Below are 22,463 nucleotides of genomic sequence, written 5' to 3'. Positions count from 1 at the left end.
CTTGTGCGGTGCGTCTCATTTTTGAGGGCTCCCCCAAGCCTAACGGTCCCCAAAAGGCTCCGATAGGCAAATGTGACAGCCCGTTAACACACCGCGTCGGTCTGTGAAACGCGCCTTACCTACCTTGGAGGAACAACATCCCCCGAAGGAGGTACCCCGTGACTGTTGACCGCACCGCTGATGCCGGCCCCGGCAATTCCCTTGATCTTGACGAGACCGCAAGGCCCGAAGACGCATCCGCCAGCGCACAGCCCGGCTCTACCCGCAGTACCGTTGCCCCCGCCCTTGAATTCCGCCCCGGCCGCTGGATCGCCAACTGGGATGCCGAGAACAAGGATCAGTGGGAATCCGGCGGCCGCACCATCGCCCGCCGCAACCTCAATTGGTCAATCTTCGCCGAATTCCTCGGTTTCGTTGTGTGGCAGCTCTGGTCCATCGTGGTGGTCCAGCTCCCCGCCGCAGGCTTCACCTTCTCCACTTCGGAAATCTTCTGGCTGATCTCCATGCCCAGCCTGGTGGGCGCCACCCTGCGCATCCCCTACACCTTTATGGTCCCCCGCTTCGGCGGCCGGAACTGGACCATCGTGTCCGCGCTGCTGCTCCTGATCCCCACCACGGGCCTGGCGCTGTGCGTCTCCAACCCGGAAACACCGTTCGGCGTGATGCTCCTGGTGGCAGCCCTGGCCGGTTTCGGCGGCGGCAACTTCGCCAGCTCCATGGCCAACATCACCTTCTTCTACCCCGCCCGCGAAAAGGGCTGGGCCCTGGGCCTGAACGCCGCCGGCGGAAACATGGGGGCCGCCGTCGCGCAGCTCGCCGTGCCGATTGCCATCACCCTGCTCGCCGCGGGCACCGTAAACCTGCCGCTGGCCGGCTGGATGTGGGTGCCGTTCATCCTCGTGGCAGCCTTTGGCGCCTTCAAGTACATGGACAACCTCACCAGCGCCAAGGGTGACATCGCCGGATCCGTGGCAGCCCTGAAGGAACCGCACCTGTGGATCATGGCGCTGCTGTACATCGGCACCTTCGGATCGTTCATCGGCTTCGCCGGTGTGTTCCCCAAGCTGATCAAGGACTACTTCCCCGCGTTCTCCTCCATCGGAGTGGGCACCGTGGCACTGTCGCTGGCCTTCCTCGGCCCGCTGGTGGGCTCCCTGGCCCGGCCGTACGGCGGACGCATGGCCGACCGCATGGGCGGTGCCCGGATGACCGTGGCCGCTTTCGCTTCCATGGCAGTCATCACCCTCACCATGATCTGGACCCTGCCGCTGAAGAACTTCTGGCTGTTCCTGGTCCTCTTCCTGATGCTCTTCACCGCCAGCGGGTTCGGAAACGGCGCCACCTATCGGATGATCCCGGTCATCTTCGCCACCTCCAGCCGGGCCGCCCGCAAGGGGGCAAGCTCGGTGGCCACCCAGCGCCTCGCGTCCTCGGCGCTCGGCCTGATCTCGGCCATCGGCGCCTACGGCGGGTTTGTCATCCCGCAGGTACTGAACGTCTCCAACACGGCCAGCGGCTCCTACACCCCGGCATTCTACGGCTTCGTCGGAGCCTACGTCCTGATGCTGGCCGTCTGCTGGTTCTGCTACATCCGCAACGCCAACCGAAATGCGATGGGACACGTCTAACATGACCAAAAGCGCCGACACGCACTGCCCTTACTGCGCTTTGCAGTGCGCCATGACGCTCACGTCTCCAGCGGAACTGACCCCGGCCGTCCAGCCGGGGTCAGTCCCCGTGTCCGCACCGGCCGCGGATTCCCCCGCCGCGGCTCCCGCTGCCGCACCCCTTGACGTCCAGGGACGCGACTTCCCCACCAACCGCGGCGGCCTGTGCCGCAAAGGCTGGACCTCCGCAACGCTGCTGAACCACCCTGGCAGGATCACCGAGCCCCTGCTCAAGGGGCCCGACGGCGTCCACCGCCCCATCGGCTGGGACCAGGCCCTGGAGCTCGCGGCCGGCGCGGTGAAAGACGCGCAGGCCCGCTACGGCCGTGACGCCGTGGGCGTTTTCGGCGGCGGCGGCCTCACCAACGAAAAGGCCTACATGCTGGGCAAGTTTGCCCGGCTAGCCCTGGGGACTTCCCGTATCGACTACAACGGACGCTTCTGCATGTCCTCCGCCGCGGCGGCCGGAATGCGCGCCTTCGGCGTGGACCGCGGCCTGCCGTTCCCGCTCGAAGCCCTGGACACCGCCAGCACCATCCTGATGCTGGGCTCCAATGTTGCCGAAACCATGCCTCCCTTCGTCCAGCACCTGAAGGGAACGCGCGACGCCGGCGGGCTGATTGTGGTGGACCCGCGCCGTTCCGCCACGGCGGCTTTTACGGCCGACGGCGGCGGCCTGCACCTCCAGCCCCTGCCGGGCACCGACCTCGCCCTCCTCCTGGGCATCTCCCACGTGGTCATCCACGAGAACCTGGTGGACACCGCCTACATCGAAGAACGCACGTCGGGCTACAGCGCCGTGGTCCGCAGCGTGAACTCCTTCTGGCCCGAACGCGTCCAGTCCATCACCGGCGTGCCCGCAGAACTCATCCGCGAAACCGCCCGCCGGCTCGCGTCCGGCGCACGGGCCGGTGGCAGCTATATCCTCACCGGCCGCGGCGTGGAACAGCACGTGGACGGCACCGATACCGCCACCGCTGCCATCAACCTCAGCCTCCTGCTGGGCCTGCCGGGTTCGGCCCGCAGCGGCTACGGTACCCTCACCGGCCAGGGCAACGGCCAGGGCGGCCGCGAGCACGGCCAGAAGGCCGACCAGCTCCCCGGCTACCGCAAGATCACCGACCCCGCCGCCCGTGCGCACGTGGCAAGGGTCTGGGGTGTCCCGGAGCAGCTGATTCCCGGGCCGGGACTGCCGGCCGTCCAGCTGCTCAAATCGTTGGGACAGCCCGACGGCGTCCGTTGCCTTTTCGTCCACGCCTCCAATATCGCCGTGGCCTCCCCCGACGCCAACGCCGTGATTCAAGGACTGCGCAGCCTGGACTTCCTGGTGGTCTGCGACTTCTTTATGTCCGAGACCGCCGCCGAGGCAGACCTCATTCTTCCGGTGCTCCAGTGGGCCGAGGAGGAAGGCACACTCACCAACCTTGAAGGCCGGGTACTGCGCCGCCGCCGCGCCCTCACGCCCCCGGCCGGCGCCCGGAGCGAATTGTGGATCATGGCCCGGCTGGCCGAGGCCCTCGAGGCGCCGTCCACCTACAGCGAGGACCCGGAAACGGTCTTCGAGGAACTCCGGCTGGCCTCCGCCGGCGGACTGGCCGACTACTCAGGCATCGACTACGCCATGCTGGACCGCGGCGAAGCCGCCTACTGGCCGTACCCGAAAGGCAGCACCGGAACCCCGCGACTGTTCCGGGAAACCTTCGCGCACGCCGACGGCAAAGCCGTGATGGTCCCGGTGGCGCCCCGCCGCCGTCGTGCTCCTGCTGCCAACCCTGATCCGGCCGCGACGACCATGACGCTCATCACCGGCCGCCTCCTGGAGCATTACCAGTCCGGCGCCCAGACCCGCCGCGTTGCCGAGCTGCTGGAAACCCGGCCGGAGGCCAAACTGCAGGTCCATCCGGCCGCCGCAGCCTCGATGGGCATCACCGAAGGAATGCTCGTCTCTGTGGCGAACGAGCGCGGCGAGGTGCTGTGCCGGGCCGAGCTGAGCACGGAGATCCGCACGGACACAGTGTTCCTGCCCTTCCATTTTCCTGAACTCGAGAGCGCCAACCGCCTCACGGAGGCGGCCACGGACCCCACGTCCGGAATGCCCGAGTTCAAGTTCAACAAGGTGTGGGTCCGGCCTGCCGCCACCCCCCTGTCAACCAGCGTGCTGCAAACGACGGAGGCCTCATGAGCGAGCAGATTGTCATTGTGGGATTCGGCCCGGTGGCCGCCCGGCTGGTTGACGAGCTCCTGCCAGCCGTCCGGGACGGCCAGGTGCACCTCACGGTGGTGGGCGCGGAAGCGGAAGCAGCCTACAACCGGGTGCTGGTGGCCGATCTGGGCGTCGGGCGCACCACGGCAGAAGCCCTGGCGCTGGCTGATGCTGACGCGCTGGCCGCAGAAGGCGTGGACGTGCGGCTGGGCATCCGCGTCCGCCGGGTGGACCGCGCACGGCAGCAGGTCCTGCTGACCGACGGCTCCGTGGCCCGCTACGACCGTTTGGTGTTCTCCACCGGGTCCCGTCCCGTGATTCCCAACCTGACCGGCATCAACCCGGATCCCACCTCGCCGGTCCTGCCGGCCGGGGTCACAGCCCTTCGCGACCTGCGTGACGCCGAGGTGCTGCGCCAGGCGGTGGACGGCGGCAAGCGCGTAGTGGTCCTGGGCGGCGGCGTCCTGGGCCTGGAGACTGCGCTGGCCGCGGCTGAAGAAGGCGCCACCGTCACCGTGGTCCACAACGGGCCGCACCCGCTGGGCCGCAACATCGACCGCGGCGGCGGCGCCGTCCTCGCCGCCAGCCTGCGCCGCTGCGGCGTGCGGATGGCCGGCAACGCCCGCTCCACCGGCGTTGAGCACAACGCGGCCGACGGCGGATTCTCGGCTTTGCTGCTCGATGACGGGTCAGCGATCGACGGCGACCTCCTGGTCATCTCCTGCGGTGTCCGCCCCCGCACCGAACTGGCCGAAGGCTGCGGGCTTTCCACCGCCAGCGGAATCCTGGTGGACCACCGGCTGCGGGCGCACCACGAACCGCATATCTTCGCCGTCGGGGACTGCGCCGAGGTGCGCTGCCCCGAGCCGGACTGCGCGCGGTGCCGCAACGCCAAGGGCCCGTCCGGGCTGGTGGGCCCGGGCTGGCGGCAGGCCGAGTGGCTGGCCGAATATCTGACCCTGCTGGCATCGGAGGCGCCGGCAGAAGCCGAAGCGCTTCCGGAGCTTCCCGCCGAGCAGGCAGGGGTTGTTGTCCTCAAGGCGCGGGGTATGAACATGGCCGTGGCCGGGAACAACGCGGCCGAGCCGTGGGATGAGGAAGTCCTCACCGCCGGGGCAGGGAACGGCCGCGCCCGGCTGCAGATTGCGCAGTGGGCGGACCCGGAGCACGGCCGCTACGTCAAGATGACCACCCGCGGCGGGGTCCTGGAGGGACTCGTGGCTGTGGGCATGCCGCGCACGGCTGCGGAGCTGGTGGGTCTCTTCGAACGCGGAGCGGAACTGCCCGCGGACAGGTCCCTGCTGCTGCGCCTGGACGGGCCGGACCAGCTGCCCGGGGCGGCCGCCGATCCACAGGGCACCGTGTGCCGCTGCGCCGGCGTCAGCGGGGCAACCATCCAGGGCGCCGTGGAAGAAGGTTGCTCAACGGTGGCCGAGGTTTCCAAAGCCACCCGGGCCGGCACCGGCTGCGGCGGTTGCCACGAGGACATCAAGGGGCTCATCGAGAAACACTTCTCCCCAGTCGCCCCCTGACATCCCGGGGCCGGCCAGGGAACCGGCCGTGGCCCACGGCTTACACCGGCGCCTTCGGGATCAGGATCCACAGCGCAATGTAGACCAGCTCACCGACTCCCACCAGGCCGAAGATCACGAAGCCCAGCCGGACCAGGAATTTCGGGAGTCCGAACCGGGCGGCCAGGGCCGCGCAGACCCCGCCGATGATCTTGCCGCTGCGCGGCCGAACGAGGTCTGTTGCCATGTCTGCCACTCCTCCTTGGGTTGGTTGCTGATGCAGGGACGGCCGGAAAATTTCGCGATGAAATTCCCGGCCGGTCCTGGGAGGAGTCTATGCAGCACTTCCCGGCGGGGTCCAGACTCCCGCCGGTACAGCTTTCCTGCTGCTGCAGGTGCTACATATGGACGTGCAGCCGGCGCGCAGCCTCGGAGATCGAGCCCGTGAGGGACGGGTATACGGTGAAGGTGCTGGCGACGTCGTCCACGTGCAGCTTCTGCTTGACGGCGATGGAGATCGGGAAGATCAACTCGGAAGCGTTGGGACCCACCACTACGCCACCGATCACCGTTCCGGAGCCCTTCCGGGCGAAAATCTTTACAAAGCCGTCTTTGTTGTTGCGCATCTTGGCCCGTGCATTGCTGCGGAGCGAGAGCTTCACCACGTCGCCCTGGTACTTGCCCGAGTCGATCTCGGCCTCGGACACGCCCACGTTGGCGATCTCGGGTGAGGTGAAAATGTTGGATGCCACCTGGTGCAGCTTGAGCGGGGTAACGGCATCACCCATGAAGTGCGCAACGGCAATCCGGCCCTGCATGGCCGCCACGGAAGCCAGCGGCAGGACACCGGTGCAGTCGCCGGCGGCATAAATGTTCGGAGCGGTGGTCCGGGAGACACCGTCCACCTTGATGTGGCCGCTCTCGCTGACCGCAACGCCGGCTTCTTCCAGCCCGATACCGGCGGTGTTCGGGATGGAGCCCAGGCACAGCAGGCAATGGCTGCCGGTCACCTTGGACCCGTCACTGAGGGTGACCACCACGCCGTCGTCCGTGCGCTCCACCTGCTCGGCGCGGGACCGCGACAGCACCCGAACGCCACGGCGTTCGAAAACCTCCTCGAGAACCACGGCCGCGTCCACGTCCGAGCCGGGCAGCACCCGGTCACGGCTGGAAACCAGGGTGACTTTGGAACCGAGGCCGTTGTAGGCGGACGCAAACTCCGCTCCGGTCACGCCGGAGCCCACCACGATCAGGTCTTCGGGAAGTTCGTCCAGGTTGTAGATCTGGGTCCAGTTCAGGATCCGCTCACCGTCGGGCCGGGCAGTGGGCAGCTCGCGCGGGTGGGCACCGACTGCCAGCAGGATGGTGTCGGCCTCCACCGTTTCAGTGCCCTCGGCAGTGACCACCTCAATGGTGTGGTCGTCCAGGAGGCGGCCGGATCCGGCCAGGATGCGCACACCCTGCTGTGCCAGGCCGTCGGAGATGTCCTTCGACTGGCTGCGCGCCAGGTTGAGGAGGCGGTCGTTGATGTGCTTGAGGTCTGCGCGCATCACCGGCACGAAGTCGCCGCCGTCGACGTCGAACTTCACGCCCAGCTCCCCCGCCTCGGCCACGCGGGTCATCAGGTCCGCGGTGGCGATCAGGGTCTTGGACGGGACGACGTCGGTCAGCACGGCGGAGCCGCCGATCCCGGCGCGCTCGATGATGGTGACCTGCGCTCCAAGCGAGGCGGCCACCATGGCGGCCTCATATCCGCCCGGACCACCTCCCAGGATTGCGATCCGGGGTGAACTGAAATCTGGATGCGTAGTCACAAACAATCATTGTCCCGCATCCCCGCCGGTCCGCCAAAGAAACCGTTCTCTGGCGAAAACCGCCAAAGGCTGGGCCCAACAGGAGCGGCAGGATAACTTGTACCAGTGAGTACAACAGACTTCCTGAACACGGATCCCTTCGCTGCCGCACGCGCCGCCGCCGACTACATTGCCGAGGAAACGGGCGTGGACAGCCATGACGTGGCCCTGGTACTCGGTTCCGGCTGGGCTGAAGCGGCCGACCTCATCGGCGAGACCACAGCCACCCTCTCGGCCGAAGAAGTCCCCGGGTTCCACGCTCCGGCAGTGGCAGGCCATGTTGGCACCATCCGTTCGGTGCTGACCAAGGAGGGCAAGCGCGCCCTGGTGCTGGGTGCCCGCACCCACTACTACGAGGGCAAGGGCGTCCGCGCCGTAGTCCACGGGATCAGGGCCGCGGCCGCCGCCGGGTGCAGCACCCTGGTCCTCACCAACGGCTGCGGCGGCCTGAACGAAGACTGGGCGCCGGGCACTCCGGTGCTGATCAGTGATCACATAAACCTCACCGCGGCCTCACCGCTGGAGGGCGCCACATTTGTTGACCTGACAGATCTCTACTCGGCCCGGATCCGCGGGATCGCCCGGGAAGTGGACGCAACGCTGGACGAAGGCGTCTATGCACAGTTCCCCGGCCCGCACTACGAGACCCCCGCCGAGGTCCAGTACGCCAAGCGCATCGGCGCCCACCTGGTGGGAATGTCCACCGCCCTGGAAGCGATCGCGGGGCGGCACGCGGGTATGGAAGTGTTCGGCATCTCCCTGGTCACCAACCTTGCTGCGGGCATCAGCCCACAGCCGCTCAGCCACCAGGAAGTCATTGAGTCAGGGCAGGCAGCGGGCCCGCGGATCTCCAAACTGCTCGCAGAAATCATCGCCAAACTCTAAAGCAACGCGGGGTCACTTCAGGCCCCATCCGTCGCGTTCTTTGGGCTGCATCTGACCCCGCGTTGCGAGAAGTGAGGGAGCAATGACGATAGGTTTGTGCCCATGACGTCTTCCGATGCCGATTTCCGCCTGCTCACCGAAGCCCGCGAATGGGCTGCCCAAGACCCCGATCCCGAGACATCGGCGGCCCTCCTTGAGCTGGTCCGGCTGGTCGAAGAGGGATCGCCGGCCGCCCGCCAGGAACTCGAAGACAGCTTCCGCGGAACGCTGCAGTTCGGCACAGCCGGGCTCCGCGCGGCGCTGGGGCCCGGCCCCAACCGGATGAACCGCGTGGTGGTGAGGCGCGCTGCTGCCGGGCTGGCGGACTTCCTGCTCCGTGCGGTGGCCGGAGCGTCCCCGGGAACCCGGCCGCGCGCCGTCGTCGGCTATGACGCCCGGTACAACTCGGACATCTTCGCTGCGGAAACTGCGGCGATCTTCACGGCGGCGGGTATTGAGACGTTCCTGATGCCCTCGGCGCTGCCCACTCCCCTGCTGGCCTATGCCGTCCGGGAACTGGGATGCGACGGCGGCGTGATGGTCACCGCCAGCCACAACCCGCCCCAGGACAACGGCTACAAGGTCTATCTGGGCCGCCACGCCGTAACGGACAGCGGCAACGGGGCCCAGATCGTGGCACCTTATGACGCCGAAATCGCGGCGAGGATCAACGCCGTTGGCCCGCTCGACACCATTGCCCTTGCCCCCGGGGGCTGGACGGTGCTCGACGCGTCCGTGGCCGCCGGCTACCAGCAGGCAACGGCCGGGCTGGCCCTCCCTGAGTACTTTCCCGCCCGGGACCTGCGCATCGTGCTCACCCCGATGCACGGCGTCGGCGGCGAAACTGCGCTGGCCGTGCTGAACGCGGCCGGTTTCACCGACGTCACGCTGGTGGCGGAACAGGCCCAGCCGGACCCGGACTTTCCCACGGTCAGTTTCCCGAACCCGGAGGAACCAGGGGCGCTGGACCTGGCCGTGGAAACGGCCGGGCGGCTGGACGCGGACATTGTTATTGCCAATGATCCCGACGCCGACCGGGCGGCAGTTGCGGCGAAGGACCCTGACACGGGTGCCTGGCGCATGCTCCGGGGGGACGAAGTGGGTGCGCTGCTCGGCGCCCACGTGGCGGCGCGGCTGGCCGCGGCGGACGAAAAGGCGGGCGGCGGAAGTGCCGCCGCCAGCAGCGAGGGGGTGTTCGCCAACTCGATTGTGTCCTCGCGGCTGCTGGCCCGGATCGCGGCGGCAGCCGGTTACGCGCATGAGGAGACGCTGACCGGATTCAAGTGGATTTCGCGCGTCCCGGGACTGCTGTACGGCTACGAGGAGGCGCTGGGCTACTGCGTCGCGCCGGAACTGGTGAAGGACAAGGACGGCATCTCGGCCGCGGTGCTGATCGCGGAACTCGCGGCCGCGGCGAAGGCTGACGGGAAAACCGTCTTTGACACCCTGGACGAGCTGTACCTGCAGCACGGCCTGCACGCCAGCGACCAGCTCAGCATCAGGGTGGCCGACCTGGGCCTGCTGGATGCCATGATGAACCGGCTCCGGGTGAGCCCTCCCGAATCCTTCGGCTCATCCGCCGTGGAGGTTTTCACCGACCTGGCCGAAGGGACTGACAAGCTTCCTCCCACCGACGGGCTCCTGTACCTCACCCGCGACCTCACCAGGGTGATCATCAGGCCCAGCGGCACCGAGCCCAAGCTCAAGTGTTACCTCGAGGTGATCCACCAGGTTGGGTCCGCAGCCGAACTGCCGGAAGCCAGGCAGGCCGTGCGGGCCGCGCTGGACGCAGTACTCCGGGACGTCAGCGAGGCACTGGGGCTGTAGCAGGACCCCCAACAACCCGAAAAGGGCGCCCGGCCGGGCGCCCTTTTATCGTTGTTGGAACTTCTGTCCTGGCTTACTGCTGCACGTTCCTACAGCTCGATTTCGACAAAGCCGTCCACCACGCGGGTGCTGAACGCTGCGATGCTCAGGCCCGGGGTGCTGAAGCATTCGCCGGTTTCCAGGTCGTAGACCTCTTTGTGCAAAGGGGAAGCGATGGTGGGACGGGTCCCGCGTGATCCCAGGATTCCCCGGGCCATCACGTGCGCGCCGGTGGCGGGGTCCTCATGGGCCACGGCGAAAACCTCGGCCGGTCCGGTGCGGAAGAGGGCAATCTGGCGTCCTGCCACAAGGGCGGCTTCGCCCCAGGCGGGTTCCAGGTCGTCCACCAGGCAGACGCGGTGCCAGGCGGGGGTGTTGCCCGGTGCGGCCTCGTCGGTGGCTGCTGCGAGTGCCCCAAGTTCCAGTGTTGCCGTCATGTCGGCTCCTCTTCCTGTGCGTGATTTCCTTGCCTTTGGCTGCCTCTGCGGCCGTGTTCCACGCTAGGCCGCCGGTGTTTCAGAGGGGTGCAGTGAATGTGTCCAGTGCGTAAAAGACACCTCACCCGGCCGGAAATGTGCCCGTGATGCAGAAGTTAAGTTGACGAAACAATTGGGAAACTGAAGCGAAACTGCGTCTCCCTAGTCTGGATGGACACTCGTCACCAGAAGGCTGCAGGAAACACTGCGGCCCATGCGAAAGGCCCACAGTGACCGAACAGACTTCAAGCACCGAGACTCCGCGCCGCATTGTCGTCGCCGGCGGCGGCCCAGCGGCCCACCGTTTTGCGGACGCCATGCATGCCCGCGGCCTCGATGGCTGGCATGTCACGGTCCTCACTGAAGAAGCCCACCTCCCTTACGACCGTGTGGCGCTGTCCAAAGCCCTCACCGAAAAAGACGTGGACCTCACCTTGGGCACCGCTTCGATGTGGGACCACCCTTCCCTGGACTTGAAGACCGGTGAGCGCGTAGTCAAGATCAACGCCGAAGCCAAGTCGGTGGAAACCGCTGCCGGCAACGTCTTCGAATACGACGAACTGGTGGTGGCCACCGGCTCGAACGCAGCGCGCCTGCCCATCCCCGGCGCCGAGCACACCCACGTGTACCGCACGCTTGAAGACGTGTGGGCCATCAACGAGGCCATCACCGGCCTCACGGAGAAGCTGGGCCGCAAGGTCAATGCCGTCACCATCGGTGGCGGCCTCCTCGGACTCGAATCCGCCGCGGGCACCGAGCAACTGGGTGCCAATCCGATTGTTATCGACGGTTCGCAGTGGCTGATGGCCACGCAGCTTGATGAGGGCGCCGGCCAGGCCATGGGCCGGCTCATCAAGGGCAAGGGTTTCGAGGTCCACGGCGGCGTCTTCCCCTCGGAAGTACTGTCAGACGACGACGGCCAGGTCACCGGGGTCCTGATGGCCGACGGCCGGGTCATCGATGCGGACATCGTGATTGTCGCCATTGGCGTGCGGCCCCGCGATGAACTGTTCCGCGCTGCCGAGGGCGAGGATCAGGTGTTCAGCCTGGGCCAGCGCGGCGGTGTGGTCATCAACGACTACTGCGCCACCGAGGTGGACGGCATCTGGGCCATCGGCGAAGTGGCCAACTACGGCGGCATGTGCCTTGGCCTCGTCGCCCCGGCCAACACTATGGCCGAAATCGTCGCCGACCGCCTCCACGGCGGAGACGCCACCTTCCCCGGTTTCGACACCGCCACCAAGCTCAAGCTGTCCGGAGTGGATGTTGCCAGCTTCGGCGACGCCTTCGCCAAGACCGAACACGCCCTGGAAATCGTATACGCGGACCCCGCGCGCGGCGTCTACCAGAAGATTGTCACCACTGATGATGCCAAGACGCTGCTCGGCGGCATCTTCGTCGGAGACGCCTCACCGTACATGAGCCTGCGTCCGCTCCTGGGCCGCGAACTTCCGGCCGAGCCCGGCGCATTCCTCAGCGCCGCCGGCGGCGGCGAAGCTCCCGAGACCGAACTGCCGGACGACGCAACCCTCTGCTCCTGCAACAACGTCACTGCCGGAACCATCCGCGACGCCATCAACGGCTGCGGCGCCTGCGAAGGCAACGCTCCCGTCCAGGAACTTGGTGAGCTGAAGGGCTGCACCCGTGCCGGCACCCAGTGCGGTTCCTGCGTTCCCATGCTGAAGAAGCTGCTCGAGACCGAACTGACGAAGTCCGGCGTCGAGGTTTCCAAGGCCCTCTGCGAGCACATCGAACTGTCCCGCCAGGAACTGTTCGACGCCATCCGTGTCCTGGAACTGACCTCCTTCGAAGAGATCATGGCCAAGTACGGCACGGGCGCCGGCTGCGACATCTGCAAGCCCACCATCGCCAACATCCTGGCCAGCCAGAACAGCGCCTACGTCCTGGACGCCGGCCGCGGCACACTGCAGGACACCAACGACCGCGCCCTGGCCAACATGCAAAAGGACGGCACCTACTCGGTGGTCCCCCGCATTGCCGGCGGCGAAATCACCCCCAAGAAGCTGGGCGTCATCGCGGCGGTGGCTGAAAAGTACAACCTGTACACCAAGATCACCGGCGGCCAGCGGATCGACATGTTCGGCGCCCGCCTGGAACAGCTCCCGGAGATCTGGAAAGAACTTGTGGATGCCGGCTTCGAGTCCGGGCAGGCCTACGGCAAGAGCCTGCGCACGGTGAAGTCCTGCGTCGGTTCCACCTGGTGCCGGTTCGGCGTGCAGGATTCGGTGGCCATGGCCATCCAGCTGGAGCTCCGCTACCGCGGCCTGCGCAGCCCGCACAAGCTCAAGATGGGCGTCTCCGGCTGCGCCCGCGAGTGTGCCGAGGCCCGCGGCAAGGACGTGGGTGTGATTGCCACCGCCGACGGCTGGAACCTGTACGTGGGCGGCAACGGCGGCGCCACCCCGGCCCACGCCCAGCTGCTGGCCAAGGACCTCGACGACGAAACACTGATCAAGTACATTGACCGCTATTTCATGTACTACATCCGCACCGCGGACCGCCTCCAGCGCACCGCGCGCTGGCAGGAAGAGCTCGACGGCGGCATTAAGCACGTTGAGGATGTGGTGGTCAAGGACACCCTGGGCATCGCTGCGGACCTCGAAGCCGCCATGGCCAAGCACGTGGACACCTACGTGGACGAGTGGGCCGACACGCTCAAGGACCCCGAGCGCCTGCGCCGGTTCCGCTCCTTCGTCAACGCCCCCGACCAGAAGGACGACTCCATCACCTTCGTCCCGGACGAGCGCGGCCAGATGCGCCCCGCCACGCCCGAGGAAAAGGGCAAGGTCCTCATCGGCGCCTCCATCCCCGTCCGGTCCAGCAACGAGAACGAGGTATAGGCATGCAGCTCAGCATTGATCTCACCGGCCGCGAGGTCCTGGTCACCGGCTCGGACCACGCCGCGCGCCAGGCGGTGCGCCGCTACGAAGCCGCGGGCGCCGTCGTCTACCGCCTGAGCACCCCGCAGGGCGCCGGCCATGACGGCCCCCTGCCCGAGCGCCCCTTCCTGGTGGCAGCGGTGGACGACGGCCAGCCCGGCTGGGAGTCGCTGCTGGACCGGTGCCGCACGGCCCGCATCCCCGTGGCCGCGGAACCCGCCGCCGGGCCGGTCGGCCATGTCACCCTGGTGGGCGGCGGACCCGGAACCACCGAGCTGCTCACCGTCGGTGCCGTCAAGGCGCTGCGCGATGCCGACGTCGTCTTCTATGACCGGCTGGCCCCCTGCCAGGACCTGCCGCAGCTGACCTCGGCCGAACTCGTGGATGTGGGCAAGAAGCCCGGGCACCACAAGGTCAGCCAGGGCGACATCGAAAAGCTGATGGTGGAAAGCGCCCTCGCGGGCAACAACGTGGTCCGGCTCAAAGGCGGCGATCCGTACGTCTTCGGCCGCGGCGGCGAGGAGGTTGCCTCCTGCGTTGCAGCCGGCGTCCCGGTCCGCGTCATTTCGGGTGTCACCAGTGCCATCTCCGTCCCCGCAGCGGCTGGAATCCCGGTCACCCACCGCGAAGTCAGCCACATGTTCACCGTGGTGTCCGGGCACGCCCCGCTGACCGAAAAGGAGCACCAGCACCTGGCGGGCCTGGGCGGCACCATCGTTGTGCTGATGGGGATCGGCACGCTGCACCAGCTCGCCGCAGGCCTTCGCCGGGCAGGCATGCGCACGGACATGCCCATGGCCGTGGTGGAACGCGGCTACCGCCCCGGACAGCGCACCACCATCGCGGACCTGGGCACCATCACCACTGCCGCCGCCGGCTGCAGCAACCCGGCTGTGCTGGTCATCGGCGAGGTGGTGCGGGTGGCGGAAGCCAACCGCGGGCATGCTGAGGCCGCCGCCGATCTGGACAGGCTGGCGGCCTCGCTGCTGGGCTCGTGAAAGGATTGACCTCCATGAATGCACTTGCACCGGCCGAAACACCGCAGGTCGACGAAACGCCCGAGGCGGCCGAAGCACCGCTGGAGGGTTTCCGCATCGGTGTCACCTCCGACAGGCGGTCCCAGGACCTGATCGAGGCCCTCGAACGCCGCGGCGCCGAGGTGCTGCACGCCCCCGCACTGAAGATCGCCCCGGTCCAGGAGGACATGCGCCTCATCGACGACACCCGGGCCATCATCGCCGCCAAGCCGGACCTGTGCATCGCCACCACCGCCTACGGAATGCGCCGCTGGTGCGAAGCCGCGGACTCGTTCGGCATCGGCGAAGAACTGCTGGAAACCCTGGGTGCCTGCCGGATGTTCGTCCGGGGACCCAAAGCCCGGGGCGCCGTCCGCGCGGCCGGCCTTGCCGACGTCGGCATCAGCAGCGACGAAACCACCGCCACCCTGGTGGACATGCTCCTCACCGAAGGCGTGCGCGGCAAGACCGTGGCCGTGCAGCTCCACGGCTACACGGACGTCCGGCAGCTGGAACGCCTGCGCATGTCCGGCGCCACCGTCCTCACCGTCACCCCGTACCGCTGGGTGAAGCCCGACGGCGAGGACAAGCTTCCGCGCCTCATCGAGGCCGTGGTCAGCGGGAACCTGGACGTGCTCACCTTCACCAGCGCTCCCGCCGTCGACGCCCTGTGGAGCACGGCCCACGAAATGGGTGTATACAAGCAGCTGATCGAGAGCCTGAAGACAAACGTGACCACGGCCGTGGTGGGTCCGGTGACCGCGCAGCCGCTGCTGGACGCCGGCATCACACCCTTGATTCCGGAACGCTTCCGGATGGGCGCGCTCATCCGGCTGGTGTGTGAGCACCTCGCACTGAACCACGTCCGGCGGCTGGACACCAGATCCGGCAAGATCGAGCTGCGCGGCAGGAGCCTGCGCATCGACGGCCAGCCCGTGGAACTGGCACCGGCCCCGCTGCTGCTGCTCCGTGCGCTGCTGGGGGCAGGCGGGGCGGTCCTGTCCCGCGAATCCCTGTCCGACCTGCTGGAACTGCGCGGTTCGGTCCACGCGCTGGACATGACCGTGAGCCGGCTCCGTTCCTCGCTGCCGGACGGCCGCCTGGTGGAGACAGTGGTGAAGCGCGGCTACCGCATCCGCGTCTGAGGCGTGTTCAACGAGCGCAGCGGAGCCTAATGTGTCCATCTCGGCCTGAATGAGAGGCGCATCACGGGTTCTGTTACCGGCCGGTAAAAACTGGCGAACGCAGGCCCGGTAAACGGCAACTGAGGGGAAACACCCCGGAAAAAGCAGGGTCCTACGCTGGGTCCATCACGAAGTTCCGGCCGTTCACCGGCCACCAGCGAAAGGGCCAGCACATGTCCGCTCCGGCACCCTCCACCTCCACCGTTCCCGCCACCCGCATCGTCATTGCGGGGGCGGGACCTGCTGCCCAGGCGCTGGTCAGCCAGCTCAACCGTGCACCGTTCACGGGCACCATCACCGTGCTGAGCAACCGGGACGACACTCCCGAGGAGCTGCTGGAGCTGGCGCTGCTCCCCCAGGTTTCGGTCCGGTTCGGCCAGCCGGCGAGCCACATCGACCCGGAGAACCGGACCGTGGCAACGGCGGACGGCATGGAATTCAGCTACGACCAGCTGGTCATCGCTACCGGGTCAGCACCGGTGGCCAGCCCGGTGGAGGGCGCCAGCCGGTGCCTGAGCTACTCCACCATCGACGACGCCGCCCGGATTGGCGAGGCCGTCCGCGAAGTCACCCGGGAACTGGGCCGTCGGCCGTTGGGGATCCTGGTTGGCACGGGTGCCGCAGCCGGGCAGGCTGAGGCCGTGCTCCGTGCCAGGGGTGTGCGGCCCGTCCGCACTACGGCCCGGCCGGCCGCGGTGGTTCCCGGCACCTCAGCCGGGCTCGCAGCCTCCAGCGTTGTTTTCGAGGATGGCAGCAGCATGAACGGCGACCTGGTGGTCCTGGCCGAAGAACGGGTGTCCCGGGACGGCCTTGCCGCCAGCGCGGGCCTGCCCACCGCCGCCACCGGCGGGATTGTCATCAGCAAGGACTTCCGCACCTCCGTCCCGGGGATCTGGGCCATCGGTGACGCAGCAGCGTTCGACGGCGTCCGCCTGGGCTTACTGGTCGCGGCGGCTTCCGCGGCGGGTGCCTGCGCCACGCAGCTCCTGTCCGCCGCGTCAGCTCCGTCCGTGCCGTCCGCCCTTCCGGCCGCCGCCTAGGCAGCACTTTTCGCGGCCGGCCGCTCGCCCGGCTTTTGGGGCACAGGGGTGTGGCAAGATGGTTCCGAAACGAGGCAGGGCGTCACAACGCCCTGGCCCATCGGCCCCTTGGAGAGGACCAACATGAGCAACGAAGCCACCCCTTCAGTTCAAACAGCCGCAACCAGCGCCCCCGGTTCCGGCAGCATCGCGTCATTCATCGACCACACGCTGCTGAAGCCCGAAGCGGGTGAGGCCGACGTCCTCCAGGTCTGTGCGGAAGCTGCCGAATACCACTTCAAGTCCGTGTGCGTGAATCCCGTCTGGGTCAAGACCGTGAAGAAGGCCCTCCGGGGTTCCGGCGTCCTCACCTGCTCGGTGGTGGGTTTCCCGCTGGGCGCCACACCCACGGACGTCAAGACGTTCGAGGCCCGCGGGGCCGTGCTGGACGGCGCCGACGAAGTGGACATGGTCATCAACATCGCCGCTGCCCGTGCCGGGGACAAGGGTGCACTGGTGGAGGACATTACGTCGGTGGCGGAAGCTGTCCACGCCAGCGGCGCCATCCTGAAAGTCATCATCGAAACGGCGCTGCTCACGGACAGCCAGAAGGTCCTGGCCTGTGAAGCCGCCGTGGAGGCCGGCGCTGACTTCGTTAAGACCTCCACTGGCTTCAACGGCGGCGGCGCCACCGCCGAGGACATCGCCCTGATGCGCCGCACAGTGGGTCCGGGGCTCGGCGTCAAGGCCTCCGGCGGTGTGCGCTCGCTTGAGGACGCGCAGGCTATGATTGCTGCAGGTGCAACACGTATTGGTGCCAGCTCCGGCATCGCCATCGTCAAGGGTGAACAGGGTTCATCCTCCTACTGACGGCAACCGGAGCCGCCACAGATTGAGGCCCCCGCGGCCAAGGAGGAATGAATGTCCAGCAAGATCACGGCTTCCAGCCACGGCCCGGCGTCTCACGAAGGGGCACTCCAGACCCCGCAGAACGAGAACAAGCTCGGCACCAGCATCATCCTCTTTGTGGTCTGCATGGCCCTCTTCCTCGGCGCCATCTATTCGCTGTCCTTCCTCACGCTCGGCAACCCGTGGCCCATGGCCGCCTGCCTGGCGCTGTTCGCCCTGGCGTACTGGATCCCGCAGACCATCCTGGGCCGCTCGGACTCCGCCGGCGAGCACTAATCCCAAGTAAGCAGCAGCAACTGTCGTTTTGAACGCCCATAGCGACACTTAGTGCTACCCAGTCGGGTAACAAGCCAACGAAACCCCCGGGACCGCTGTCCCGGGGGTTTCCGCGTTTTTAGAACCAGATGCGGGTCCAGGCTTCGGCTGCGGCCGCCGCGCCGGCCCAGTGGGTCCGGGCCAGCGCCCAGCCGGCCACGCACAACCCCACCATCGCATAAGCGCTCACGGGAATGAGCAGCAGCCATTCACGCTTGGACCCCGCCCGGCCCAGCAATGGCAGGGACAGTGCGCCGTTGGGCCGCCACACCTGGCGCAGCAGCGGCAGCCGGCGCAGCACCTTGGGCGGCCGGATCACCAGGGGCCACAGCAGGGGCACCCCGTTTGTGGTGATGAGGTCCCCCACAATATGGACCACCACGCCCGTCAGCATCGAGACGGGCAGCCAGGTCCACTGGTCCGGCGCGAACCAGGTGACCAGCCCGGCCATGGCCAGCGCGAAGATCCAGTTGCTGATGAACCCCGCCTTCGGGAAAAGCTTCAGCGCCTTGGCCGCAATGTTGATCATAAACATGCACAGCAGCCCGGCCCCCACGGACAGCAGCCCCCACTGGGTCTGCACCTGGATCTGTCCGGCCAAGGTGGCCAGCAGCACAAAGAAGGCGGCGCCAAGGACGGAGTGCGTCCCCTGCCGGTGCCCGCCGCTCGCATTTTCAATCCCGACGGCGATCACATTGGACAGCGGCGGCAGGGAATTGGCCACCGTACTGTGCCGGTGGTCCCAGTCGCACACCAGGGCGGTGCCCGCCGTCGCCATCCCGCCGATCAGGATCCCGGTGGCGTCCAGGGGATACCAGCCAAGGGTGTACGGCCCCGTTGAGGCAATAGCTACCCACGCCGCGGCTCCCGACGCGGCGTGATGTCCTCCCATCAAGTCCTAACCCACCGCCAGCGGTGCGTCCGAGAAAATGTTCCGGATGACGCCGTTGGCCCATTCCAGGATCTCCGCGTCCTGCAGGTCCCGGCCACCGATCTTCGCCGTCTTCGGCTTGGGGATCAGGACGGCGTCAAGGGCGGGCTTGGACTGGGATCCGGGGTACATCCGGTTCAGCCGCATCACCTTGGACTCGGGGAGGGTGGCCGGCGAGAACTTGATGAAGTTGCCCTGCAGCGCGACGTCGGACAGGCCGGCTTCCCGCGCCCCCACCCGGAAGCGGGCCACTGCCACCAGGTTCTGGGCGGGAAGCGGCGGCTCACCGTACCGGTCCACCAGCTCGGCCAGGACTTCGTCGATGGCCTCGTTGGTGAGGGCTGCCGCAAGCTTGCGGTAGGCCTCCAGCCGGAGCCGCTCCCCCGGCACGTAGTCGTGCGGGAGGTGGGCGTTGACCGGCAGTTCGATCTTCATCTCGGCGGCCTTCTCCTCGGACTCGCCGCGGAAGTCGGCCACGGCCTCGCCCACCAGGCGGATGTAAAGGTCGAAGCCCACGCCCTGGATGTGCCCGGACTGTTCGCCGCCCAGCAGGTTGCCGGCACCACGGATTTCAAGGTCCTTCATGGCCAGCTGCATGCCGGCTCCCAGTTCGTTGTGCGTGGCCACCGCTTTGAGCCGCTCCAGTGCCACTTCGCCCAGCGGTTTCTCGGACGGGTAAAGGAAGTAGGCGTAAGCACGCTCACGGCCGCGGCCCACGCGGCCGCGGAGCTGGTGAAGCTGGGACAGGCCGTACTTGTCCGCGCCGTCCACGATCAGGGTGTTGGCGTTGGAGATGTCCAGGCCGGTTTCGATGATGGTGGTGCACACCAGCACGTCGAACCGCTTTTCCCAGAAGTCCACGATGATCTGCTCCAGGCGGCTTTCGGACATCTGCCCGTGGGCCACCTCCACCCGTGCTTCCGGCACGAGCTCGCGGATCTTCGCTGCGGTGCGCTCAATGGTGGACACCCGGTTGTGGACCAGGAACACCTGGCCCTCGCGCATCAGCTCACGCCGGATGGCAGCCGAGGTCTGCTTGTCCGTGTACGGGCCCACGTAGGTCAGGACAGGGTGCCGTTCCTCCGGCGGGGTGGCCAGGGTGGACGTTTCCCGGATGCCGGTGAGCGACATCTCCAAGGTGCGCGGAATGGGTGTGGCGCTCATGGCGAGCACGTCGACGTTGGTGCGCATCTTCTTCAGCGCCTCTTTGTGCTCGACGCCGAAACGCTGCTCCTCGTCCACGATCACCAGGCCGAGGTCCTTGAACGCAAAGTCCTTGGACAGCAGCCGGTGCGTGCCGATGACCACGTCCACCGATCCGCTCTTGACGCCTTCCACCGTCTCCTTGGTTTCCTTGGTCCCCTGGAACCGGGACAAGGCCTTCACACGCAGGGGGAAGCCGGAGAACCGCTCGGTGAACGTCTCGTAGTGCTGCTGGGCCAGCAGGGTGGTGGGAACCAGCACGGCCACCTGTTTGCCGTCCTGGACCGCCTTGAACGCGGCACGGACCGCGATTTCCGTTTTGCCGTAGCCCACATCGCCGGAGACCAGCCGGTCCATGGGGATCTCACGCTCCATGTCCGCCTTGACCTCGTTGATGGTGGTCAGCTGGTCCGGCGTCTCCACGTAGGGGAAGGCTTCCTCGAGCTCGCGCTGCCAGGGGGTATCCGGGGCGAAGGCGTGCCCGCGGGAGGCCATCCGGGCCGAATACAGCCGGATCAGCTCGCCCGCGATCTCCTTGACGGCCTTCCGGGCCTTGGACTTGGTGCTGGCCCAGTCCGCGCCGCCCATCTTGCTGAGCACCGGGGTATCGCCGCCGACATAGCGCGTCACCTGGTCCAGCTGGTCCGTCGGGACAAACAGCCGGTCGCCCGGGGCGCCGCGCTTGGACGGTGCGTATTCCAGGACCAGATACTCGCGGACTCCATCACCGCCGCCGGCCACCTTGCGCTGGATCAGCTCCACGAACTTGCCGATGCCGTGCTGTTCGTGCACCACATGGTCGCCTGCAACGAGCTGCAGGGGGTCCACCGCGTTGCGCCGTTTGGAGGGCATGCGCCGCATGTCCTTGGTGGAACCGGCGGAGGTCCGGCCCAGCAGGTCGGCTTCGGTGAGGAGGCCCAGCTTCAGCCCGTCCAGGACAAAACCGCGTCCGACGGCGGCAGTGGTCACCTCGATGATGCCCGCCTGGGGTTCGTGGTCCAGGCTGTCCACCCGGGCGCAGGGGATGTCCGCGTCATGGAACAGTTCGGCCAGCCGCTGGGCGGGGCCGGGACCTTCGGTGGCCACCACGATCCGCCACTGGTCCCGCACGTGGGACCCAATGAAATCCATCATTTCCGCGACGTCGCCCTGGTAGCCGCGCGGTTCGCGGGCGTGCAGGTTCAGGACGTCGATCTCAGGCAGCAGTTCCTCGTCCTGGGCCAGCGACGTGATGGACCACCACGAAACCCCGTGCTCCAGGGAGGAGATGCGGGTTTCCGTGAGCGACCGGAAGCTGGCGGAATGGAGGGCAGCGCTTGCCTGTGAGGTGAGGTCCAGCGGCGCGGTCCCGCCGTCGGATGCCGTGGACCAGGCCGCTTCCAGGAATTCCTCATTGGTGGCGGCGAGGTCGTGGGCGCGGGTGCGGACCTTCTCCGGTTCGATGACCACGGAGATGGAACCGGCGGGCAGCTGCTCCACAAACGGGACCATGGCGTCCACCAGCACCGGAGCCAGGGATTCCATGCCTTCCACGGCGATGCCGCCGGCGATCTTCTCGAGCATGTCTGCTGCCGCCGGAAGCTGCGCCTTGAGCGTGGCGGCGCGGGACATCACGGACGGGGTGATGAGGATTTCGCGGCACGGCGGTGCATGCAGTTCGGTGGGGTGGTGCAGTCCGGGTGAGGACAGCGAGCGCTGGTCGGCCACGGCAAACCAGCGCATCTGGTCCACTTCGTCGCCGAAGAATTCGACCCGGATGGGGTGGTCCTCAGTGGGCGGGAAAACGTCGATGATGCCGCCGCGGACAGCGAACTCGCCGCGGTGGGTCACCATGTCCACCCGGGCGTAGGCGGCGTCGGCCAGGCTGCGGACCACTTCGGTGAACGGTTTCTCCTGGCCCACTTTGAGGGTGACGGGAACCAGCTCACCCAGGCCGGCCACCACCGGCTGGACCACGGCGCGGACTGGCGCCACCACCACACGGAGGGGGCCCGCCGCCGAACTTTCCGGGTGGGCCAGCCGGCGCAGCACGGACAGCCGCCGCCCTACGGTGTCCGAGCGCGGCGAAAGCCGTTCGTGCGGGAGCGTTTCCCAACTGGGGAATTCGGCCACGGCATCAGCCGGCAGGTAGGCGCGGAGGGCGGCGGTGAGGTCCTCGGCTTCGCGGCCGGTGGCGGTGACGGCAAGCACCACGCCGCCGGGGGCGCCGTTCCCGCCCTCGTCGGCGGCAGCCACGCCGTCGGCCATCTCGGCGAGCAGCACCGGACGCAGCCCGGCCGGCGCACTGATCTGGTAGTCCTGGCCCCGGGCGTCGAAGCCGCGCGCAGCCTCGGCCCGGACCCGGGCGAAGGTCCGGTCTGCGGCCAGGGCGCTGCGCAGTCCCTCCAGCGAAGGGCCTACGCTGGATTTACCGGCGCTGGACTTTGCAGTCCTGGATGTGCCGGCGGTGGACGGGCCGGGAAGGCTCATGGCAGAAGCTCCTGTGG

16 protein-coding genes are annotated in these 22,463 nt (G+C 67.7%); 11 read left to right on the top strand and 5 right to left on the bottom strand.

Annotated elements, in window-relative coordinates; translation table 11 throughout:
* The first annotated feature begins 158 nt into the window (after positions 1-158).
* The 3 genes from AC3A4Z_RS09815 to AC3A4Z_RS09805 are packed head-to-tail and all read left to right on the top strand — an operon-like array spanning position 159 to position 5,402.
* The gene (locus AC3A4Z_RS09815) at positions 159-1,628 is read left to right on the top strand and encodes an MFS transporter (RefSeq protein ID WP_498711410.1); all 1,470 of its coding nucleotides are present in this window, start codon (positions 159-161) and stop codon (positions 1,626-1,628) included.
* A 1-nt stretch (position 1,629) separates the two neighbouring features.
* Positions 1,630-3,849 carry a molybdopterin oxidoreductase family protein gene (locus AC3A4Z_RS09810; RefSeq protein ID WP_498711409.1) on the top strand — a complete coding sequence of 740 codons (2,220 nt, stop codon included), beginning with the start codon at positions 1,630-1,632 and terminating at the stop codon, positions 3,847-3,849.
* A complete protein-coding gene (locus AC3A4Z_RS09805; protein ID WP_498711408.1) occupies positions 3,846-5,402 on the top strand; it encodes an FAD-dependent oxidoreductase in 1,557 nt (518 codons plus the stop codon). The genes AC3A4Z_RS09810 and AC3A4Z_RS09805 overlap by 4 nt, the downstream gene beginning before the upstream one ends.
* 40 nt (positions 5,403-5,442) lie before the next feature.
* Here AC3A4Z_RS09805 and AC3A4Z_RS09800 read toward each other — a convergent pair whose 3' ends face one another.
* Together AC3A4Z_RS09800 and AC3A4Z_RS09795 are read right to left on the bottom strand one after the other, a co-directional pair.
* Positions 5,443-5,628 (bottom strand): PspC domain-containing protein, encoded by a 186-nt coding sequence (locus AC3A4Z_RS09800; RefSeq protein ID WP_498711407.1) that lies wholly within the window; start codon positions 5,626-5,628, stop codon positions 5,443-5,445.
* Positions 5,629-5,779: 151 nt separating this feature from the next.
* Positions 5,780-7,195 carry an NAD(P)H-quinone dehydrogenase gene (locus AC3A4Z_RS09795; RefSeq protein WP_498711406.1) on the bottom strand — a complete coding sequence of 472 codons (1,416 nt, stop codon included), beginning with the start codon at positions 7,193-7,195 and terminating at the stop codon, positions 5,780-5,782.
* Positions 7,196-7,300: 105 nt separating this feature from the next.
* On the opposite strand from AC3A4Z_RS09795, the gene AC3A4Z_RS09790 reads away from it, so the two are divergent.
* Both AC3A4Z_RS09790 and AC3A4Z_RS09785 read left to right on the top strand, forming a co-directional pair.
* On the top strand, positions 7,301-8,119 hold the full coding sequence (locus AC3A4Z_RS09790; RefSeq protein ID WP_498711405.1) for a purine-nucleoside phosphorylase: 819 nt from the start codon (positions 7,301-7,303) through the stop codon (positions 8,117-8,119).
* Positions 8,120-8,221: 102 nt separating this feature from the next.
* On the top strand, positions 8,222-9,985 hold the full coding sequence (locus tag AC3A4Z_RS09785) for a phospho-sugar mutase (RefSeq protein ID WP_498711404.1): 1,764 nt from the start codon (positions 8,222-8,224) through the stop codon (positions 9,983-9,985).
* An 89-nt stretch (positions 9,986-10,074) separates the two neighbouring features.
* Here the strand turns inward: AC3A4Z_RS09785 and nirD are convergent, their stop codons facing one another.
* A complete protein-coding gene (gene nirD / locus AC3A4Z_RS09780) occupies positions 10,075-10,461 on the bottom strand; it encodes a nitrite reductase small subunit NirD (protein ID WP_498711403.1) in 387 nt (128 codons plus the stop codon).
* 269 nt (positions 10,462-10,730) lie between these two features.
* On the opposite strand from nirD, the gene nirB reads away from it, so the two are divergent.
* The 6 genes from nirB (at position 10,731) to AC3A4Z_RS09750 (ending at position 17,804) form a co-directional block, all read left to right on the top strand.
* Positions 10,731-13,361: a nitrite reductase large subunit NirB gene (gene nirB / locus AC3A4Z_RS09775; protein WP_498711402.1), complete on the top strand. Its 2,631-nt coding sequence runs from the start codon at positions 10,731-10,733 to the stop codon at positions 13,359-13,361.
* 2 nt (positions 13,362-13,363) lie between these two features.
* A complete protein-coding gene (gene cobA / locus AC3A4Z_RS09770; RefSeq protein ID WP_498711401.1) occupies positions 13,364-14,398 on the top strand; it encodes a uroporphyrinogen-III C-methyltransferase in 1,035 nt (344 codons plus the stop codon).
* A 14-nt stretch (positions 14,399-14,412) separates the two neighbouring features.
* On the top strand, positions 14,413-15,561 hold the full coding sequence (locus AC3A4Z_RS09765) for a uroporphyrinogen-III synthase (RefSeq protein ID WP_498711400.1): 1,149 nt from the start codon (positions 14,413-14,415) through the stop codon (positions 15,559-15,561).
* A gap of 212 nt (positions 15,562-15,773) precedes the next feature.
* Positions 15,774-16,640, top strand: coding sequence for an FAD-dependent oxidoreductase (locus tag AC3A4Z_RS09760; protein ID WP_498711399.1), 867 nt, complete (start codon positions 15,774-15,776; stop codon positions 16,638-16,640).
* A 123-nt stretch (positions 16,641-16,763) separates the two neighbouring features.
* Positions 16,764-17,489 (top strand): deoxyribose-phosphate aldolase, encoded by a 726-nt coding sequence (gene deoC, locus AC3A4Z_RS09755; protein ID WP_498711398.1) that lies wholly within the window; start codon positions 16,764-16,766, stop codon positions 17,487-17,489.
* 51 nt (positions 17,490-17,540) lie between these two features.
* Entirely contained in the window at positions 17,541-17,804 is a 264-nt protein-coding gene (locus AC3A4Z_RS09750) for a hypothetical protein (protein WP_307610689.1), read from the top strand.
* Positions 17,805-17,922: 118 nt separating this feature from the next.
* On the opposite strand, the gene AC3A4Z_RS09745 is transcribed toward AC3A4Z_RS09750, so the two are convergent.
* Positions 17,923-18,735, bottom strand: coding sequence for a metal-dependent hydrolase (locus AC3A4Z_RS09745; protein WP_498711397.1), 813 nt, complete (start codon positions 18,733-18,735; stop codon positions 17,923-17,925).
* 6 nt (positions 18,736-18,741) lie between these two features.
* Positions 18,742-22,446 (bottom strand): transcription-repair coupling factor, encoded by a 3,705-nt coding sequence (mfd, locus tag AC3A4Z_RS09740; protein WP_498711396.1) that lies wholly within the window; start codon positions 22,444-22,446, stop codon positions 18,742-18,744.
* Positions 22,447-22,463: the final 17 nt, after the last annotated feature.

The sequence above is a fragment of the Arthrobacter sp. Soil_C_49 genome (assembly GCF_057656635.1).
Note: the sequence above shows the minus strand (reverse complement) of the source record. Positions and strands in the feature narration are given on the sequence as shown.

What these genes read in the sequence shown, in the direction of transcription:
- nirD (WP_498711403.1), bottom strand. Translation starts at nt 10,461, where the DNA reads ATGACGGCAACACTGGAACTTGGGGCACTCGCAGCAGCCACCGACGAG.
- AC3A4Z_RS09760 (WP_498711399.1), top strand. Translation starts at nt 15,774, where the DNA reads ATGTCCGCTCCGGCACCCTCCACCTCCACCGTTCCCGCCACCCGCATC.
- AC3A4Z_RS09800 (WP_498711407.1), bottom strand. Translation starts at nt 5,628, where the DNA reads ATGGCAACAGACCTCGTTCGGCCGCGCAGCGGCAAGATCATCGGCGGG.
- AC3A4Z_RS09810 (WP_498711409.1), top strand. Translation starts at nt 1,630, where the DNA reads ATGACCAAAAGCGCCGACACGCACTGCCCTTACTGCGCTTTGCAGTGC.
- deoC (WP_498711398.1), top strand. Translation starts at nt 16,764, where the DNA reads ATGAGCAACGAAGCCACCCCTTCAGTTCAAACAGCCGCAACCAGCGCC.
- AC3A4Z_RS09745 (WP_498711397.1), bottom strand. Translation starts at nt 18,735, where the DNA reads ATGGGAGGACATCACGCCGCGTCGGGAGCCGCGGCGTGGGTAGCTATT.
- cobA (WP_498711401.1), top strand. Translation starts at nt 13,364, where the DNA reads ATGCAGCTCAGCATTGATCTCACCGGCCGCGAGGTCCTGGTCACCGGC.
- AC3A4Z_RS09805 (WP_498711408.1), top strand. Translation starts at nt 3,846, where the DNA reads ATGAGCGAGCAGATTGTCATTGTGGGATTCGGCCCGGTGGCCGCCCGG.
- AC3A4Z_RS09785 (WP_498711404.1), top strand. Translation starts at nt 8,222, where the DNA reads ATGACGTCTTCCGATGCCGATTTCCGCCTGCTCACCGAAGCCCGCGAA.
- mfd (WP_498711396.1), bottom strand. Translation starts at nt 22,446, where the DNA reads ATGAGCCTTCCCGGCCCGTCCACCGCCGGCACATCCAGGACTGCAAAG.
- AC3A4Z_RS09750 (WP_307610689.1), top strand. Translation starts at nt 17,541, where the DNA reads ATGTCCAGCAAGATCACGGCTTCCAGCCACGGCCCGGCGTCTCACGAA.
- AC3A4Z_RS09765 (WP_498711400.1), top strand. Translation starts at nt 14,413, where the DNA reads ATGAATGCACTTGCACCGGCCGAAACACCGCAGGTCGACGAAACGCCC.